The sequence below is a fragment of the Serratia sp. GW822-FHT06E05 genome (genome assembly GCF_058799445.1).
In genome coordinates, this window is sequence record NZ_JBXALM010000003.1 from 99,696 (window position 1) to 117,104 (window position 17,409).

15 protein-coding genes and 1 pseudogene are annotated in these 17,409 nt (G+C 53.3%); 10 read left to right on the plus strand and 6 right to left on the minus strand.

The window, feature by feature from the left end; translation table 11 throughout:
* The first annotated feature begins 543 nt into the window (after positions 1 to 543).
* The 6 genes from AC1RKC_RS10475 (at position 544) to AC1RKC_RS10500 (ending at position 8,660) form a co-directional block, all read left to right on the plus strand.
* Positions 544 to 1,158, plus strand: coding sequence for a helix-turn-helix domain-containing protein (locus AC1RKC_RS10475; protein WP_020828621.1), 615 nt, complete (start codon positions 544 to 546; stop codon positions 1,156 to 1,158).
* The gene (locus AC1RKC_RS10480) at positions 1,159 to 2,055 is read left to right on the plus strand and encodes a queuosine precursor transporter (protein WP_020828622.1); all 897 of its coding nucleotides are present in this window, start codon (positions 1,159 to 1,161) and stop codon (positions 2,053 to 2,055) included.
* Complete coding sequence (queF, locus tag AC1RKC_RS10485; RefSeq protein ID WP_020828623.1) at positions 2,033 to 2,875, plus strand: NADPH-dependent 7-cyano-7-deazaguanine reductase QueF; 843 nt, start codon at positions 2,033 to 2,035, stop codon at positions 2,873 to 2,875. Before AC1RKC_RS10480 ends, queF begins: the two co-directional genes overlap by 23 nt.
* Before the next feature lie 122 nt (positions 2,876 to 2,997).
* A complete protein-coding gene (locus AC1RKC_RS10490; protein WP_020828624.1) occupies positions 2,998 to 5,145 on the plus strand; it encodes a phosphocholine-specific phospholipase C in 2,148 nt (715 codons plus the stop codon).
* Between the two features lie 143 nt (positions 5,146 to 5,288).
* Positions 5,289 to 6,368, plus strand: a complete 1,080-nt coding sequence (locus AC1RKC_RS10495) for an ABC transporter substrate-binding protein (RefSeq protein ID WP_369982364.1) — start codon at positions 5,289 to 5,291, stop codon at positions 6,366 to 6,368.
* 162 nt (positions 6,369 to 6,530) lie between these two features.
* Positions 6,531 to 8,660 carry a TonB-dependent receptor family protein gene (locus AC1RKC_RS10500; RefSeq protein WP_493092455.1) on the plus strand — a complete coding sequence of 710 codons (2,130 nt, stop codon included), beginning with the start codon at positions 6,531 to 6,533 and terminating at the stop codon, positions 8,658 to 8,660.
* A 30-nt stretch (positions 8,661 to 8,690) separates the two neighbouring features.
* On the opposite strand, the gene AC1RKC_RS10505 is transcribed toward AC1RKC_RS10500, so the two are convergent.
* Positions 8,691 to 9,587, minus strand: a complete 897-nt coding sequence (locus tag AC1RKC_RS10505) for a LysR family transcriptional regulator (protein WP_041414962.1) — start codon at positions 9,585 to 9,587, stop codon at positions 8,691 to 8,693.
* Positions 9,588 to 9,860: 273 nt separating this feature from the next.
* Here AC1RKC_RS10505 and AC1RKC_RS10510 point away from each other — a divergent pair, with 273 nt between their 5' ends.
* From AC1RKC_RS10510 to abgT, 3 genes are all read left to right on the plus strand, one after another.
* The gene (locus tag AC1RKC_RS10510) at positions 9,861 to 11,177 is read left to right on the plus strand and encodes a M20 family metallo-hydrolase (protein ID WP_020828628.1); all 1,317 of its coding nucleotides are present in this window, start codon (positions 9,861 to 9,863) and stop codon (positions 11,175 to 11,177) included.
* A complete protein-coding gene (locus tag AC1RKC_RS10515) occupies positions 11,174 to 12,625 on the plus strand; it encodes a M20 family metallopeptidase (protein WP_020828629.1) in 1,452 nt (483 codons plus the stop codon). Before AC1RKC_RS10510 ends, AC1RKC_RS10515 begins: the two co-directional genes overlap by 4 nt.
* Positions 12,626 to 12,727: 102 nt before the next feature.
* Entirely contained in the window at positions 12,728 to 14,254 is a 1,527-nt protein-coding gene (gene abgT / locus AC1RKC_RS10520) for a p-aminobenzoyl-glutamate transporter (RefSeq protein WP_392457778.1), read from the plus strand.
* A 604-nt stretch (positions 14,255 to 14,858) separates the two neighbouring features.
* Here abgT and AC1RKC_RS10525 read toward each other — a convergent pair.
* The 3 genes and pseudogenes from AC1RKC_RS10525 to AC1RKC_RS10535 form a co-directional block, all read right to left on the minus strand.
* Entirely contained in the window at positions 14,859 to 15,107 is a 249-nt protein-coding gene (locus tag AC1RKC_RS10525; protein ID WP_071844597.1) for a hypothetical protein, read from the minus strand.
* Positions 15,108 to 15,497: 390 nt separating this feature from the next.
* A complete protein-coding gene (locus AC1RKC_RS10530; protein ID WP_116691740.1) occupies positions 15,498 to 15,812 on the minus strand; it encodes a hypothetical protein in 315 nt (104 codons plus the stop codon).
* A gap of 588 nt (positions 15,813 to 16,400) precedes the next feature.
* Positions 16,401 to 16,553: pseudogene (locus tag AC1RKC_RS10535) on the minus strand (VENN motif pre-toxin domain-containing protein); the annotation flags it as partial.
* Between AC1RKC_RS10535 and AC1RKC_RS10540 the strand changes: the two are divergent.
* Positions 16,510 to 16,710, plus strand: a complete 201-nt coding sequence (locus AC1RKC_RS10540; protein WP_020828631.1) for a hypothetical protein — start codon at positions 16,510 to 16,512, stop codon at positions 16,708 to 16,710. The pseudogene AC1RKC_RS10535 and the gene AC1RKC_RS10540 sit on opposite strands and share 44 nt — an antisense overlap.
* 40 nt (positions 16,711 to 16,750) lie before the next feature.
* On the opposite strand, the gene AC1RKC_RS10545 is transcribed toward AC1RKC_RS10540, so the two are convergent.
* Both AC1RKC_RS10545 and AC1RKC_RS10550 read right to left on the minus strand, forming a co-directional pair.
* A complete protein-coding gene (locus AC1RKC_RS10545; protein ID WP_020828632.1) occupies positions 16,751 to 17,113 on the minus strand; it encodes a DUF596 domain-containing protein in 363 nt (120 codons plus the stop codon).
* Positions 17,110 to 17,406: a hypothetical protein gene (locus tag AC1RKC_RS10550; protein WP_128865732.1), complete on the minus strand. Its 297-nt coding sequence runs from the start codon at positions 17,404 to 17,406 to the stop codon at positions 17,110 to 17,112. The genes AC1RKC_RS10545 and AC1RKC_RS10550 overlap by 4 nt, the downstream gene beginning before the upstream one ends.
* Positions 17,407 to 17,409: the final 3 nt, after the last annotated feature.

Genomic DNA, 17,409 nt, shown 5'->3' on the forward strand with positions numbered 1-17,409 from the left:
GTTGTCGCCACCTTTTTAGGCGCAACAAATTGATATCGGTCGGCTAAAAAGCCGACTGGCATCAATATGAAAGCGGGTTTTTTACTGCGAAGGTAAAACAGAAGACGTAGTGGGGATCCCTGGTGTCGGTAGCTAAAACATCCTTTAATACCCAGAGAATGGAAACGCCTCCCTCCCCGAGCTTTTTATTATAGAAGTTGTCAGACAATCGTTTATTAACCGTTTTGACCGTCAAGAAACACTTCAGTGTGGATGAACAGTAGCTCACAGAAACCACCGTGGTCAACACAAAAGTAGACACAAAACCCACTTTTGTGTCCACTTTCCCCAGTCTTAAACCTAACCAATTGATTTATATTTAATTACCTTTGTTTTACATTTTACTCATCATGATAAAAGCATCAGCTGGCATGATACGTGAGAGATCAAAGCTCATTTCCAATGATTAATCAGCCGGTTACCGCCCCTACCTCAGCGTCAGTTCTGGACAATGTCGGCGCGTGCGATATAGTAATGCCGGCCAGAATATTGTAAGGAATGCTTATGAAGACCACTAACGCGCAGCGCAAAATCAACATCATTAAGAATATTGAATATCTGATGCGCACCCGGGGCGAAACTAAAGCATCCTTCTCTAACCGCACTGGCCTGACGCGTACCACCATCTATAAAATTCTCGACGGCCGGGTTAACAACGTGCAGCAGGCCACCGTCAACCGGATTTCAGATTTCTTTGGCGTTTCCTGTGAAGAGATCGAAGATTATGATCTGGCCAAGCTGGAACTGCTCAATGAAACGCTCTCTACCGAAGGCAATAAAAACCCTTCCGCTGTGCCCGTTATTCCTCAGTCGCGTTTTTTAGCAGTTGCCGGTTGGAAAGTCGGCCAACTGGTGACGGAGTTCCCTTTGACTTATTTCTTCGGCGATGAGTCAAATATGGTAGCAATGAAAATAGAGACCGAAATAAAAGGTTCATTTATTCCAGGCGAGGTGATTATTATAAAACGCCCGCCGGTGCTGGTTTGCGATTCGCCTTTATTGTATCACTCGGGAAAAAATGGCTTCTTTGTGGTTAACGACAAAGAAGATTACTGCATGGAAAAAAATCATCAGGATACCGTGCAATTCCTGGGTTATATCTTTGGAGAACGGCTATAAATGGAACCGAATCAAAAGTTCAAGCTATTGGGCTTTACCCGGCATGGCACCCTCGCCGCCAATGTCATGATATTGGCCACCGGCAAAACCATCACCATGGGGCTCAATGAGCTGGCCGACAGCGAAATATCGGAAGATCTGAGCCGCCATGAGCTGCAGGCGCTGTACCGCAAAATCTACGGTAACAATCAGCAGCAAACCGCCTATGAACTCAGCGATCGCCATGAACGATCGTGGTACGCCTACCTGATCATTACCGTCGCACTCAGCGTGATTTATATCTTCTCAACCCTGTGTGGCGTCAAACCGATTCAAATTCCCGCATTGAACCTCATCACTCCCCCGGCGATTTTTATTTACCCCCTCACCTTTATCCTGGTGGATATTCTGAACGAGTTTTACGGGCTGCGACTGGCCAGGCGCACCATCATCATCTCGTTTATGGCAAACCTGATTTTCGTGCTGGGCGTCTGGGTCACCACCTTGGTACCCAGTATTCCGCAGTGGGAGTTCAGCAAGACCTATGACGGCATCGTCCACAGCATCATGGCGGTCCTGGTGGCGTCGTCCGCGGCCTATTTAATCTCCGAGAACGTCAACTCTTACCTGCTGTGCAAAATCAAAGAGCTGACCAACTCCCGCTACCTGTTTGTGCGCGTGATCACCAGCACCGTGGTCGCCTCGGCCATCGACAGCGTGGTGTTTTGCACGCTGGCGTTCTACAACGTTCTGAGCTGGGATATCATCAAGACCATGATCCTGTCACAATTCTTGATCAAGGTGGTCTACGCCCTGGTGGGTGTCGGGCCGATTTACGCCGCTCGCAGCCTGTTTAACCGCTATATCAATACCGATCATGCAAGGAGCAATGAATATGCATATCAAAAAACAAGATAAAATCACCCATCTTGGCGCAAACTCCGATTATCCGGACCAGTACGCTCCCGAATTGCTCGAGGCCCTGCCACGCTCACGCGGTCGGGATCTGATCGGTGTAGATGAACAAAACCTGCCGTTCAGCGGCTTTGATCTGTGGACCGCCTTCGAGCTTTCCTGGCTCAACGCCAAAGGCAAGCCGGTGGTGGGCATTGGTGAGTTCACCCTGCCCCATTCTTCCACCAACCTGATCGAGTCCAAGTCATTCAAACTTTATCTCAACAGCTTTAACCAGACGCGCTTCGACAGCGTGGAACAGGTGAGTGCCGCGATGCAAAAAGACCTGTCGCAAGCGGCAAACGGCCAGGTTGGGGTTAAGCTCTATCCGGGTCTGGACGGATATTCGCCGCAGATCGATAGCCTGCCGGGCATCAATATCGACGATCTGGATATTGCCGTCGATGATTTCGACTTTAAGCCGGAATATCTGCACGGTGCAGCAGACCAACATGGGGACATCGTGACCGAAACCCTGTCGTCCAATCTGCTGAAATCCAACTGTCTGGTCACCAACCAGCCGGACTGGGGCAGCGTGGTGATCCACTATCAGGGCCGGAAAATCGATCGCGAGCGCCTGCTGCGCTACCTGATCTCCTTCCGCCAGCATAACGAGTTCCACGAGCAGTGCGTTGAGCGCATTTTCAACGACATCAAGCAAAGCTGCCAACCGGAAAAGCTCAGCGTTTTTGCCCGCTATACCCGCCGCGGCGGCCTGGACATCAACCCGTTCCGCAGCGACTTCGAAACGGCGCCAACCCTCGGTCGTCTGATCCGACAATAAGCTTCCCCATCAATGCCCCCATGCGGGGCATTATTTTTCCCCTGTTCATCTCCTTGTTATTTTTCGCTATTACCGTCGTTAGCAACTATCTTCAAAGCAAACCTCAGGGAGTTTAACGACGCATGCCTGACTTTTTGCGCAGAGAAATACTGCGGGCTGCCGCCATCGGATCGGCTTTTTCACTGTTACCCGCGTCGATCCGCAAAGCCTTGGCGATCCCAGCCAATAACCGCACCGGCACCATCAACGATGTCGAACACGTGGTGATCCTGATGCAGGAAAACCGTTCCTTCGACCATTACTTCGGCACGCTGCCCGGCGTACGCGGCTTTAGCGATCGCATAACCATTCCTTTGCCCGACAACCGTCACGTCTGGCAACAGCAAGGGGAAGATCGACTGGTGCTGCCTTACCATCTGGACAGCAAACGTGGCAATGCCCAGCGGGTGAGCGGCACGCCGCACTCGTGGGTGGATGAGCAAGCTGCCTGGGACAGCGGCCGCATGAGCGCCTGGCCAACCTACAAAACGCCGACCTCGATGGGTTATTACCGTCGGCATGAGCTGCCCTTCCAGTTTGCCCTGGCCGAAACCTTCACCCTGTGCGACGCCTATCATTGCTCGATCCACGCCGGCACAAACACCAATCGCTTGTTCCACTGGACCGGCACTAACGGTCCGACGGCAGCCGAGGTCGCCGTAGTGGTCAACGAATGGGACAGCCCAGGCCCACCCGACGTAGGCTACCAATGGCAAACCTATCCCGAACGGCTGGAAGCCAGCGGCGTCAGTTGGAAGGTCTATCAGTTTTTACCGGATAACTTCACCGACAACCCTTTGGCGGGGTTCCGTCAGTACCGTGCGGCCAGCGTGAAAGTAGGCAATCCGGCGCAGCCGCCGAAGGACTTTACTGCCTTTGTCCCCTACCGCGACGAGCTGAACGCCGAAGCGCCGTTATACAAAGGCAATGGCAATACGCTGCCGGCGGCGGACGGCAACGATTTAGAGGCCATGTTGGCCGGTTTCCGCGCCGACGTGCAGCAAGGCAAATTGCCGCAGGTAAGCTGGATCATCGCTCCGGCGGCCTACTCGGAACACCCTGGGCCTTCCAGCCCGGTGCAGGGAGGTTGGTTCACCCAGGAGATCCTCAATGCGCTGACGGAGAATCCCGAGGTGTGGAGTAAAACCGTGCTGCTGGTCAATTACGACGAGAACGACGGCTTCTTCGATCATATGCCGTCGCCCTCCGCACCGTCACTGCGTGAAGATGGCACCTTCGCCGGTAAATCGACGGTGCCGTTCGACAGTGAAATCTTTCAGCATGTCGCCCCGCCAGGTTCACAGGAACAACCGCCGCCGGACGGCCGCATCTATGGCCCCGGCCCGCGTGTGCCTATGCTGGTGCTGTCGCCCTGGAGCCGCGGAGGCTGGGTTAATTCACAGGTATTCGACCACACTTCAGTGCTGCAATTTCTCGAGAAGCGCTTCCAGGTACACGAACCCAATATCAGCGCCTGGCGACGCGCGGTATGTGGCGATCTCACTTCGGCCTTCAACTTTGTCGATCCCAACGGGGAAACCTTGCCCAATCTGCCCGCCACCAGCCGCCATTCCGCCGACAGCCTGCGCCAGCGGCAGGAGCAATTGCCGCAGGTGCCTCTGCCGGCAGCAGACAAACAACAGTTGCCGCATCAGGCACGGCTGGCACGCCCTTCACGCGCCCTGCCTTATCAATTGCATGTTGAAGAAACTCTCTCCCCCAGCCAGCAATTACTGACGCTCAACCTGTACAACACCGGGGCACAGGGGGTGGTATTTCACGTTTACGACCGGTTGGATTTGAACCAGATCCCACGGCGCTATACCGTCGAGGCCGGCAAAGCGCTCAGCGATAACTGGTCCGTGACGAACCAGTATCACCTGTGGCTGCTGGGCCCGAACGGCTTTCATCGTGAACTGCGCGGCGCCATTGGGCAACCGCAGCCGCAAGTCCGCCTGACGCCGCAAGGCGACCACTTGTCATTAACCCTCACTAACCCCACCCGTCAGGCTATAACCGTGACTATCGCCCGCTGCCCTTATACGCAAAACGGCCCCTGGTCGATTGAGCTGCCGGCAGGAGAGCGCCACCAGCAGGCCTTTGACGCCAGGGCCAGCGGAGGTTGGTACGATATTTCACTGCAGGCTTCTGACGGTTGGCAACGCCGCATGGCCGGGCGGCTGGAAAGCGGCGAGCACAGCGTCAGCGATCCGCTAATGGGCAAAGCCTAAGATATCCGCACGGGGGTGTTCAAAAAGCGAAAGGATATGGATTATCATTAGCCTCTTTATTCAACACCCCATGCCCAAGGATCTCCATGCCTGCCGTTCTTATTGCCAAAGCCAGCCGTTGGCTGGCCGCCTGCGCCCTGCTGATGGTCAGCGCCGTACAGGCCGCACCGATCGTCGTCACCGATGTCGCGGGTCGAGAAGTCACCCTGCAGCAGCCCGCCCAACGGGTGATCCTGGCCGATGCCCGCGCGCTGCTGGCACTGAATATCCTGCATCCGCAGGAGCCGTTGAAAAATATCATCGCCTGGGATAACTCGCTGAAGGTGAAGGCACCGGATCTGGTGGAGGCCTACGCGAAAAAATTCCCGCAGGTGATGCAGATCCCCACCTTCGATAACCCTTACGTCAGCGATTTCAGCGTAGAAAGCGCCGTTGTCCGTAAGCCGGATCTGATCATTTTCGACATCGGCCTGCTGAGCAAGCTGAAGGACAGCGGCGTGCTGGCCCAGTTGGAAAAAATCGGCATCCCGGTACTGATTATCGACTTCCGTCAGCAGCCGCTGACCAACACCGTCGCCAGCATGCAGCTGTTGGGCAAGGTGTTTGACGAACAGCAAAATGCCGACGCCTTTATCCAGCTCTACCAGCAACGTCTGGATCTGGTACGCCAGCGGGTGGCTACGCTGAAGCCGGAACAGCGCCCCAGCGTGTTTATCGAACGCAGCGCCGGCATGAAAGGCGAGCAGTGCTGCAACACCTTCGGCAAGGGCAGCTTTGGCCAATTTATCGATACCGCCGGCGGCAACAACATCGGCAGCAAACTGTTCCCGGAAATGGGCGGTGAGGTGAACGTGGAACAGATGATCGCCAGCAACCCGGATTTCTATCTGATGACCGGCGCCGACTGGAGCCGCGGTCATAAAGGTACATTGGCGGTTCCCTTGGGCTATGCCACCGATACCGCCACCACAGAGAAAAAGCTGGCGGTACTGATGAACCGCACCGGCCTCAACGTGCTGAAGGCGGTAAAGGAAAAACGCGTGATGGCGATTTACCACCAGTTCTATGACACGCCGCTGAATTTTATTGCGGTCGAGGCTATCGCCAAATTCCTGCACCCGGACTTATTTAAAGATATTGATCCGCAAGCGGATATTGAAATGGTGCACCATAAATTCACCGCGCTGGATTACAGCGGCGTGTTTTGGGTCACCGCAAAATAATCCCCCGCTCGGGGCCCGCCGGCCGGGCTCCGACACCTTTCCCCGCCACTTGCTTACCGGTTGAATTATTCCGCAACAAAGCTATTTACTTGCCAATAATTATCATTAAGATTGTCATTTCTAAAAAAACACATCCGGGTTCGAAACTTTTAAGGCATTATTATGTCAATTCTTTTTCGTCTTTCGCTGTTGGCGGCTTCCGTTGCCATGGCGCTGCCAGTCCTTGCTGCTGATAATAAATCTCAAAATGATGCGCCAGCCGACACTATTACCGTCGTCGGCAACTGGCTGGATAACCCGGATACCAGTTCGGTGTTGCTCAACCACCCCGGCGCACGTTCCATCGTGACCGAACAACAAATGCATGAACAAGGCGATCAGACCATTGCCGATACCCTGCGCGGCGTGCCTGGCGTGCAGGTGCGCGACAGCAACGGTACCGGCGGCAGCGATATTTCGCTCAACGTCGGCGTACGTGGCCTGACTTCGCGCCTTTCACCTCGCTCCACCATTTTGATGGACGGCGTCCCCTTGGCGGTCGCGCCTTACGGCCAGCCACAGCTGTCGATGGCACCGCTGTCGATTGGCAGCCTGCAATCGGTTGACGTGGTGCGCGGCGGTGGCGCGGTGCGTTACGGGCCGCAAAACGTCGGCGGCGTGATTAACTTCGTCACCAAGGACATCCCGAAAACCTTCGGTGGCGCGGCCAGCGTCCAGACCCAGGGGGCCAGCCACGGCGGCCTGAAAACCCTGACCAGCACCTCGCTCGGCGGCACCGCCGACAACGGTTTCGGTGCAGAGCTGCTGTATTCCGGCCTGCACGGCCAGGGCTATCGCGACAACAACGACAATACCGACATCGACGATTTCATGCTGAAAACGCGCTATGCGTTTACCGAACGCGATGAGTTACTGGCCAATTTCCACTATTACGACGCAAAATCCGGTATGCCTGGCGGGCTGAGCAGCGCGCAGTATGCGCAAAATCCGTTCCAGTCGACCCGTCCGTGGGACCAGTTCGAAGGCCGCCGCAAGGATATGTCGTTCAAATATAAGCACCAGGAAGACGACAAGCAGTTCGAAGTGCTGACGTATTTCACCGACAGCTATCGCGGCAGCAGCATCGAATCGGAAGGCACCGGTAAAAACGCCGGGATGAAGCGTATGGTGTCTTACCCACGCCACTACTCCACCTGGGCGATTGAACCCAGCTACTCGCAGGTCTTCCGTTTCTGGGACATGGCGCACGAGATCACCCTCGGCTACCGCTACCTGAACGAAACCATGGATGAAAAAGCGTCCCGTTCAGCCTGGTACAACCCGGCAGATATCGGTTCTACGCCGGAAACGCCGGATTACTATCAGCACACCTCCGGCGGCACCGCAGCCCACGCACTCTACATTGACGACACCATTAACGTCGGCAACTGGACGGTTACGCCGGGCCTCCGCTATGAAAGCATCCGCACCCATGTGGACGATTCGTTCAACAACATCAGCCGCGAGAAGAGCTACAGCGAACCGCTGCCGTCACTGAACGTCATGTACCACATGTCAGACGCCTGGAAGCTGTTCGCCAACGCCAACACCTCGTTCGGCAGCATGCAGTACTTCCAGCTGACCAAGGGTGGCAACGGCAACCAACCCGCGCCGGGCCTGACGGCGGAAAAAGCCCATACCTATGAATTCGGTACCCGTTATGACGACACCATCGTCAAAGCCGAGGCCACGCTGTTCTATATCGATTTCGATAACCAGCTGCAGTACATCAGCAACGACGTCGGCTGGACCAACATGGGCGCCACCAAGCACAAGGGTATCGAGCTGGCGCTCAGCTACGATCTCAGCGAACTGAACCGCGCGCTGGATGGCGTAAGCGTCTATACCAGCTACACCTATACCAAAGCCAGCACCGACAAGGGCGACTTCGCCGGTAAGGATTTGCCGTTCTATTCACGCCAGGTGTATACCGTCGGCACCCGCTACGCCACCGGCAGTTGGGTGTGGAATCTGGACAGCTATGCCCAGTCCAAGCAGCACTCGCCGGGCACCGGGCCGGATTACGTCACGCAGGAAAGCGCCGACGGCCAGTTTGGCAACATCGCCGGGTATATGGTGTGGAATATGCGTGGTGAGTATAACTTCGGGCCGCAGCTGTCGAATCTGACGCTGGGTGCCGGGGTGAAAAACCTGTTCGATCAGCGCTACTTCACCCGCTCCAACGACAACAACTTCGGCAAATACGTCGGTGAACCACGCACCTTCTTCGTGCAGGGTTCCGTGGCATTCTAAGCATCAGCGCCCTCTTCGGGGGCGCTGATCTCAGCGACAGTGCAGACGAAACAGGCGCGCCAGGTGTGCGCCCATCGGCGTCAGCGTGGTGTCCTTACGCTGAATCAGATAAAACGTCGCCTTTGGCAAGCTTTCTTCCAGCGCCAGCGGCACCAGATGCTTACCCAGTATTGGGTCAGAGATCACATCTACCGATAAAATACTGACGAAATCACTTTGCGCCACCAGGCTGGTGCAGGCCATAAATGTCTCACAGGTCACGCTGATTGACGGCGCCATTCCCAAATCCCCGAACAGATCGTGCAGCAGGCGATAGTAGCTGCCTTTGGGCGTCGGCATGGTCCAGTCGCAGTGCTGCAGCTGTTTCAGGGACGTCGCTCCTTCCATCGGATGCCCCTTGCGCACCACCACCTTGTACTCTTTTTCCATCAGCCGTTCGTACTGTAATTCATTGTCCAGGCTGCTGGGGTAATAAGTATTGACGGTAAAATCCAGCTCGCCCTGGCGCAGCTCCGGGATCATCGACACCAGCTGTCCTTCGACAATCCGTACTTTGACCTTCGGGTATTCACGATGAAACTGAGTGATAACCTGCGGCATGACGGTGCGCGCAATGCTGCCGCCTACGCCGATATTCACCGAACCACCCGCCAACCCCAGCCGTTGCTGAATATCCTCCTGCGCCACCCGAAGCTCTTCGAGGATCAGGCTGGCATGCTGGAAAAAGTTATCGCCGCAGTCGGTCAGCACCACACCCTGGCTGCGGCGAATAAACAGCTTGGCCCCCAGCACCTGCTCCAGCTCCTGAATCGACTTGGTTAACGCAGGCTGGGAAAGGCGTGAAGTGCGGCTGGCGGCGCGGATGCTGCCCTGGCGACTGACTTCTACAAACGCACGTAATTGGTGCAATTTTATTGAGGCTGGCATAGGCAAATGGCGATAACCGTTGTTTATCAATAGCAAGATATTGGCATCTTATTTAGCCTGATTCCATTGTGTACATTCGAAAAAAACAGAATATATAACCAAATTCTTATTTCGCTTAATTAAGCGCATTTTCTGCGCCGATAAGCGCTATTCACGGCAGTTAGTCACTAAATACGTCTTTTTTTTCATTAAATAGCTTCACCGTCTGATTTGGTTCAGCGCACCACTGCTGCCCGGCATTTACCTGGGCGCGATAACTTATGAGATATCAAAATGAATAATCCGCTTTCGATGTTGGTGACCGATCTGTACCCGCAGCTGCAGGCCTGGCGGCGTGACTTTCACCGCTACGCCGAGTCCGGCTGGTTTGAATTCCGCACCGCTACCCTGGTGGCGGAAGAGCTGGATCGGCTGGGCTACCGCCTGCAACTGGGTCGTGAAGTGATTAACGCCGACGCCCGCATGGGGTTACCGTCGGCCGAGGCTCTGCAGGCTCAGGAGCAGCGCGCCCGCGAACAGGGTGCGCTGGAAAAATGGCTGCCACATTTTTCCGGCGGCTTCGCCGGTATTGTCGCCACGTTGGATACCGGCCGTCCCGGGCCGGTGATCGCCTATCGCGTTGACATGGACGCGCTCGATCTCAACGAAAAGCTGCAGCCGGATCACCTGCCGTTTCGCGAAGGTTTTGCCTCCTGCAACAGCGGCATGATGCATGCATGCGGTCACGATGGCCACACCACCATCGGCCTGGGACTGGCACACGTTTTCAAAAGCCTGGAGCCTCAGCTCAACGGCACCATCAAACTGATTTTCCAACCGGCGGAGGAAGGCACCCGCGGCGCAAAATCCATGGTGGAAGCCGGCGTAGTGGACGACGTTGATTTCTTCACTGCGGTGCATATCGGCACCGGCGTGCCGGCCGGCGAACTGGTGTGCGGCAGCGACAGCTTTATGGCGACCAGCAAACTCGACGTCACCTACCGTGGCGTGGCCGCCCATGCGGGGGCCAAACCGGAAGATGGCCGCAATGCGCTGCTGGCGGCGGCACAGGCCACGCTGGGGCTGTACGCCATTCCACGCCACAGCGAAGGCAGCTCGCGCATCAACGTCGGTGTGCTGCAGGCAGGGACCGGTCGTAATGTGATCGCCGACCACGCATTTATGAAAGTAGAAACCCGCGGCGCCACCAATGCCATCAACGAATTTGTCTACCAGCAGGCGCTGAACGTGATTGAGGGCGCGGCAAAAATGCACGGCGTTGAGTGCGATATCGCACTGATGGGCGCGGCGCAGAGCAGCAAACCGACCCAGCCGTGGGTGGACTACATTCACCGACAGGCGCAGGGCATTGCCGAACTGAGTTCGGTGGTCGACCGCCGCGAGCAGGCCGCCGGTTCAGAAGACGCAACCTACATGATGGAACGGGTGAAATCGCACGGCGGGCAGGCCTCGTACGTAATCTTCGGCACCGAGTTGAGCGCCGGGCACCACAATGAGAAGTTTGATTTTAACGAACAGGTCATGGCGGTGGCAGTGAAAACGCTGGCGTCGCTGGCGCTTAACCTGCCTACTTTTGGGAGCCAAGCATGAGCCATCCACAGCTGCTGAAATTTATCCATCACTACATTGACCAACACCAGCCGCGTTTTAGCGCACTGAGCGACAGTATCTGGGATCACCCGGAAACACGCTTTACCGAAACCTATTCTGCCAATTTGCTGGCCGATGCGCTGGAGCAAGAAGGTTTTACGCTTGAACGCGGCGTCGGCGGCATTGAAACCGCATTTATCGCCAGCTATGGCAGCGGCCAGCCGGTGATCGCCCTGCTGGGCGAGTACGACGCCCTTGCCGGATTAAGCCAACGGTCAGGCTGCGCCACGCCGCAACCGCTGGTCGAAAACGGGAACGGTCACGGCTGTGGTCACAACCTGTTGGGCACCGCCGCATTGGCGGGAGCCTTCGCGGTCAAAGCCTGGATGCAGCAACAGCACCTGACCGGCACCGTGCGTTTCTACGGCTGCCCTGGCGAAGAGGGCGGTTCCGGCAAAACCTTTATGGTACGCGAAGGGCTGTTCGATGACGCCGACGCCGCCCTCACCTGGCACCCCGAAGGCTTCAGCGGCATGTTCAATACCAGCACCCTGGCCAATATTCAGGCGGCGTTTCAGTTCAAGGGGGTCGCCGCGCACGCCGCCAACTCACCCCACCTTGGCCGCAGCGCGCTGGATGCCGTGACATTGATGAACACCGGTGCCAACTTCCTGCGTGAGCACATCGTGCAGGAAGCGCGATTGCACTATGCGGTTACCAATACCGGCGGCAGCTCGCCCAATGTGGTGCAAGCCGACGCCGAAGTGCTGTATCTGATCCGCGCGCCGCAGCTCGATCAAGCGCAGGATATTTACCAGCGAGTGATCAACATTGCCAAGGGTGCGGCGCTAATGACCGATACCCAAATGACGGTACGTTTCGACAAGGCCTGTTCCAACTATGTGCCAAACCGCAGCATGGAACAGGTGATGTATCGCCACGTCTGTGGCTTCGGTCTGCCGGAGTACAGCGAGGAGGAGCGCAGCTTCGCCACCGAGATCCGCCAAACGCTGAACAAGGACGACCTGCGTAATGCCAAGTTGAATATCGCCCGGACTGGCGGGGCGGCTGGGCGTGAATGGGTGCAAAACCTGGGCGACAAGGTACTGATGGATGAAGTCGCGCCTTATGTGGCCTCAGAAGATCTGCTGTACGGCTCCACCGACGTCGGCGACGTCAGTTGGGTGACGCCGACCGCTCAGTGCTTCAGCCCGTGCTTTGCGCTCGGTACCCCGCTGCACACCTGGCAACTGGTGGCGCAGGGCCGCACCTCTATTGCGCACAAGGGCATGTGCCTGGCGGGCAAGGTGATGGCGGCCACCGCCATCGACCTGTTGAGCGACAGCGCTCTGCTGGCGGAGTGCCGCCGCGAGTTCGAACGCCAACGAACAGAACAGCCGTACAGTTGCCCAATCCCGTCGGGGGTTAAACCTTCGCCGTTAAAATAATGACAGAACGACACAGGCCCACCCACGGGCCTGTGAAAATAATTATAAATAAATCAAATAATAAAAAATAAACACAACAGGACAAACACAGAGGGTAAGACAATGAGTGAGGCCACAACGTCAGTCAATAAAAGCCCCGGTCGCATTTTTTACTGGGTAGAACGCATCGGGAATAAAATCCCCAATCCTTTTTTACTGTTCGTCTATTTAATCGTTATTTTAATGCTGGCCACAGCGCTGTTCTCCTGGCTGGACGTAGCGGTGAAGAACCCGGCCACCGGCGAGCTGATCAAGGTGAATAACCTGATGAGCGTAGCGGGCATGCAGTGGATTTTCCCGAACATCATTCATAACTTCAGCAGCTTTGCGCCGCTGGGAGCCATTCTGGCACTGGTCATCGGCGCTGGGCTGGCAGAGAAAGTCGGGCTGTTGCAGGCGCTGATGTATAAAATGGCCTCACGCGTTAGCGCACGCTATGCCAGTTACATGGTGCTGTTTATCGCCTTCTTCAGCCACATTTCATCGGACGCCGCGCTGGTGGTGATGCCGCCGCTCGGCGCACTGATGTTCCTTGCCGTGGGCCGCCATCCCATTGCCGGGCTATTGGCCGCTATCGCCGGGGTCGCTTCCGGCTTTACCGCCAACCTGCTGATCGTCACCACCGACGTGCTGCTGTCCGGTATCAGTACCGAGGCCACCAAAGCGGTAGACGCCGCCGTTCACGTCAGCGTGATCGACAACTGGTACTTTATGGCCACCTCGGTGATCGTGCTGACCATCGCCGGCGCACTGCTGACCGATAAGTTTATTGAGCCCAGATTGCCGGAATGGCGCGGCAGCGCGGAAGATAAAATTGAAGCGCTAACCCCGCTGCAAAACCGTGGGCTGATGATGAGCGGCATCGCCGCACTGGTGTTTATCGCGATTATCGCCGCGCTGGTGGTACCGGAAGCTGCTCCGCTGCGCGATCCCAAAACCGGCTCGGTGATCCCCTCGCCGTTCATTAAAGGCATAGTACCGATCATCATCCTGTTCTTTTTCACCGTCGGCATTACCTATGGCGTGGTCACCAAACAGATCCGACGGCCAGACGATATTCCCCACCACCTGATAGAGCCGATGAAGAGCATGGCCGGCTTTACCGTGATGGTGTTTCCGCTGTCGCAGTTCGTGGCGTTCTTTAACTGGAGCAACATGGGCAAGTTTATGGCCATCGGCCTGACCGACATGCTGGAAGCCGCCGGCATGAGCGGCGCACCGGCGTTCCTCGGCCTGATGTTCCTCTCTGCCTTCCTGTGCATGTTTATCGCCAGTGGTTCGGCCATCTGGTCGATTCTGGCACCGATTTTTGTGCCGATGTTTATGCTGCTCGGCTTCCACCCGGCATTCGCGCAGATGATCTTCCGCATTGCCGACTCCTCGGTGCTGCCGCTGGCACCGATGTCGCCGTTCCTGCCGCTGTTCCTCGGTTTCCTGCAGCGTTACCGCAAAGACGCCCAGCTCGGCACCTATTACGTGCTGATCCTGCCGTATCCGCTGGTGTTCTTTGCCGTGTGGATTTTACTGTTGCTGGCGTGGTACGCACTCGGCCTGCCGATCGGGCCGGGGGTCTATCCGAAGATGGGGTAAGCGTGGTCGGCCTCCCTTCGGGGGGGCCTGGCACATTCAACTATCAGAGATAATAGCCAATGCCGACATTAATACTCTATAAAAATAAATGATTTATTAAAATTTTTTATTTTACACAGCCTAAAAAATCTAACATTCTAAAAATAATAGCCACTAAAGAGAACTGGCGCCCTCCAGAAAAACAAAAAAACAGCCCTATAAACTTGTTTAATAGAAAAACAAAACTCTCCTTTAGTTAAAAAACACTAATTAAATTACCAATTTAATTAATAGCAATGATAAAATTCAAAAAAACAACTATAAAAAAACGATTTAACGTATTTAAAAGCAAGCACCATAATTTCTCAATGCCATTTTCATCAGTGTGCCGAGAGACATCTCTAATCGAATGATGTCCATTTTTCACCCTATTTTCTTATTCATTGGGTTAAGCACGGTAATACCTATGGTCAGAACGATTTTGCAAAGTCGTTTTATTTTTTATCTCTTCTATCTTAGCAAACACTCAAATCCCAATGACTAATGGAACGCCAGCGCCTGCCCCAGTTTTGCAAGAAAAAACAAATGGAAATGTTCAGCATTTCTCATTGCGTCTATTCATTTATCAATCCTTCGGTGGTTCATTAGAGGATGATTTCTTATTAGCATTATACTCATCTATCTTTGCAAAAACCCATGAACCAACACCAGTTGCAACGCCAACAATACCACTAACCACCAAAGAATCTTGAAGATATTGTTGGGTAAAGTGCAGTTGACCAAATTTGAAAAAATGAATAACACCCTTTGCTAATAAAATGAACACAAGAAAACACACAAAACAATAAATAATGCTAATAAGTAATTTTTTCATTTTAAACTTATGTAATGCCACATAAAAAAATAATATGATCACAACCGAGATCACTGCCCACGACCTTTCAGACCCTTTTATGACACTAGTTTAAGTCGTCACCGACAACATTAACATAGTTAAAATCACCTTATTTTCAAATGGTTAACTTAAATCACTTCAACACCAAATATGCCGCCACCCCAAAAAAATCCAGTTTCATAATTAATTAGTTGTACCAGTAACTTGCGATCCGCTTCACGTCAATAGTAAAATCGGCCACCCAGCAAGCCGATTTTATAATCGCACTTTTTATCTTCATCTACCTAAAACGTTGGAACAGGGGTTGCAACTGCTCAAGCCAGCAACTATTACCCCCAAAAGTTATCGGGGGGAGAAATAGAATTAACATCATTCATCATACTTATAGTTTATCTTGAAATCACCTTCAGATGAAATACTGAAATATATATTTGTTATATTTTTATTATGTTGTTTAACAAGATTATCTCTTAAACAAATAGCTGCTTTTGTAGCGGAAACAGAAATAGGTAAGCTTGGTATGTTCAACGCAGGATAACGCTGGCCCCGGTATACACGCCAACCTTGACTACTGCTCATTTGGTCGAACAGTTCAATATCAACCCCAGCGACATCCCAAGGCTCAGTACCGACAAATGCCAGCACCTCGTTAGCTATAAAGCTGTAGGCTTCTTCTATAGTCATCGTCTATCTCACTGTATAAATGTGTATGTTTTAGGCACACCATCTATGATGGCCGTCACCCTAAATGCATCGGGACGAACTCCTCCACCGTCCGGATATCCTACATCGAGTGTCCGCATTTCTTCGCGTGTGACAGCACCAGCACTCAGGGGGCTAAGCACTGCAATACCGATGTTCATCGGTAGCAAAACAGTCTTGCAAAGTCGTTTCATTTTTTCTTTTTTATCTCTTCTATCTTAGCAAACACCCAAACCCCAATGCCTAATGAAACGCCAGCACCTGCTCCAGCTTTGCAAGCAAAAATAAACGTATCTAACCGATACTCAAAAACTCCATTACGAACGAAGAAAATTATTGGCGCGATAAAACTAGCTAAAATAGCTATGCCTATTATCAATAATGCACACGAAAAAAAAATAAATATAAAAACATTGAGAAACCTACACGTTTATTTTTCATTTTTCATCCTCAGCTTTCATCCCAGCTTCAATTCCTGCCCCTACAACTGTCCCAGCCACACCGCCACCCACAACCCCAGATGCTTCAGCAGTAATGGGGGATATACCTTTAGATATAATTTTTCGGTTATTTTTTCACCACTTTTACTTTGTCGAAGATCGGGCTTAACGTCTGATTGGCGTGCTCCACGTCGCGGCTCAGGTCGTTGACGTCCTGTGTTTGTTTGTCCTGATCGCGGATGATGATGGTGCCGTCGCTTACCGCCGCTGGTCTGACAGAATTTCATTTCAGCAGATCATGCATCTACCTGCTTACTGCTCAGATAGTTATTCTCGACAACCGCAAGAAGGTGGCCCTGTGGCTGAAGGATTTTCCGGGCCCGCTGAACGATATCGGCGATGCGCCGGTGTTCAAGCGCCGTGACGGATGGTGCTGGTAACGGCTGATAAAAGGATCCCGGCTCGGTAGTCGGGATTATTTCAAGTCCATAGCTCTCCACCATCAGGTGTTAGCCAAACGACCCCAACAGGTGCCTTAACTAAAAACCACATTCCATATTCATCTAAATCATCATCTTCATATGGGTAAGCAGGCCAGGCCTCTTCCAACATTTTTATTTGTTGCTCAACAGGAGCAGTCAAAAGCACGCCATTCGTAGCTAGTTTAATTTTTTTATTATTCAATAAGTTACCCAAAACAACAAAAAATATTTTTTTCCTGAAAGAGTAGTTATCAGGCAACTCAGAACATTCAACACTGATATGTTGCCATATAGCCCCCAAAGACAATCCATAAGAACTTTCGGCAACAGATTTATATATCTCATTGATATTTTTAATCATTTAAATTTAATCTCCACCCTTCTTCCACCATTTATAGATGGAGTCATTAAATCTATGGTCCATTTAGCACCAGTTTGTTGTGCTGACGTTGAAAAGTCTCTCAATGTCAAAGTGCTACCAGCAGAAGGTCCTTCTGTGACTTTTAACGAATACACCGTACCTTTACCAGGAACCACCTTAGCTGATTGCATATTCTCTGACCTCGAAAGTTGCTTAAAGTAAGTCATAACATCAGCGTCAGTAGCTCCTTTAAATACAGGAGCACCTAAACTTAACGGTGGAGCTGCAACCATTAT

Coding starts and splice junctions, on each gene's coding strand:
- abgT (WP_392457778.1), top strand. CDS start 12,728: ATGAGTGAGGCCACAACGTCAGTCAATAAAAGCCCCGGTCGCATTTTT.
- AC1RKC_RS10515 (WP_020828629.1), top strand. CDS start 11,174: ATGAGCCATCCACAGCTGCTGAAATTTATCCATCACTACATTGACCAA.
- AC1RKC_RS10550 (WP_128865732.1), bottom strand. CDS start 17,406: ATGGTTGCAGCTCCACCGTTAAGTTTAGGTGCTCCTGTATTTAAAGGA.
- queF (WP_020828623.1), top strand. CDS start 2,033: ATGCATATCAAAAAACAAGATAAAATCACCCATCTTGGCGCAAACTCC.
- AC1RKC_RS10540 (WP_020828631.1), top strand. CDS start 16,510: ATGATGATGGTGCCGTCGCTTACCGCCGCTGGTCTGACAGAATTTCAT.
- AC1RKC_RS10475 (WP_020828621.1), top strand. CDS start 544: ATGAAGACCACTAACGCGCAGCGCAAAATCAACATCATTAAGAATATT.
- AC1RKC_RS10500 (WP_493092455.1), top strand. CDS start 6,531: ATGTCAATTCTTTTTCGTCTTTCGCTGTTGGCGGCTTCCGTTGCCATG.
- AC1RKC_RS10495 (WP_369982364.1), top strand. CDS start 5,289: ATGGTCAGCGCCGTACAGGCCGCACCGATCGTCGTCACCGATGTCGCG.
- AC1RKC_RS10505 (WP_041414962.1), bottom strand. CDS start 9,587: ATGCCAGCCTCAATAAAATTGCACCAATTACGTGCGTTTGTAGAAGTC.
- AC1RKC_RS10545 (WP_020828632.1), bottom strand. CDS start 17,113: ATGATTAAAAATATCAATGAGATATATAAATCTGTTGCCGAAAGTTCT.
- AC1RKC_RS10480 (WP_020828622.1), top strand. CDS start 1,159: ATGGAACCGAATCAAAAGTTCAAGCTATTGGGCTTTACCCGGCATGGC.
- AC1RKC_RS10525 (WP_071844597.1), bottom strand. CDS start 15,107: ATGAAAAAATTACTTATTAGCATTATTTATTGTTTTGTGTGTTTTCTT.
- AC1RKC_RS10490 (WP_020828624.1), top strand. CDS start 2,998: ATGCCTGACTTTTTGCGCAGAGAAATACTGCGGGCTGCCGCCATCGGA.
- AC1RKC_RS10530 (WP_116691740.1), bottom strand. CDS start 15,812: ATGACTATAGAAGAAGCCTACAGCTTTATAGCTAACGAGGTGCTGGCA.
- AC1RKC_RS10510 (WP_020828628.1), top strand. CDS start 9,861: ATGAATAATCCGCTTTCGATGTTGGTGACCGATCTGTACCCGCAGCTG.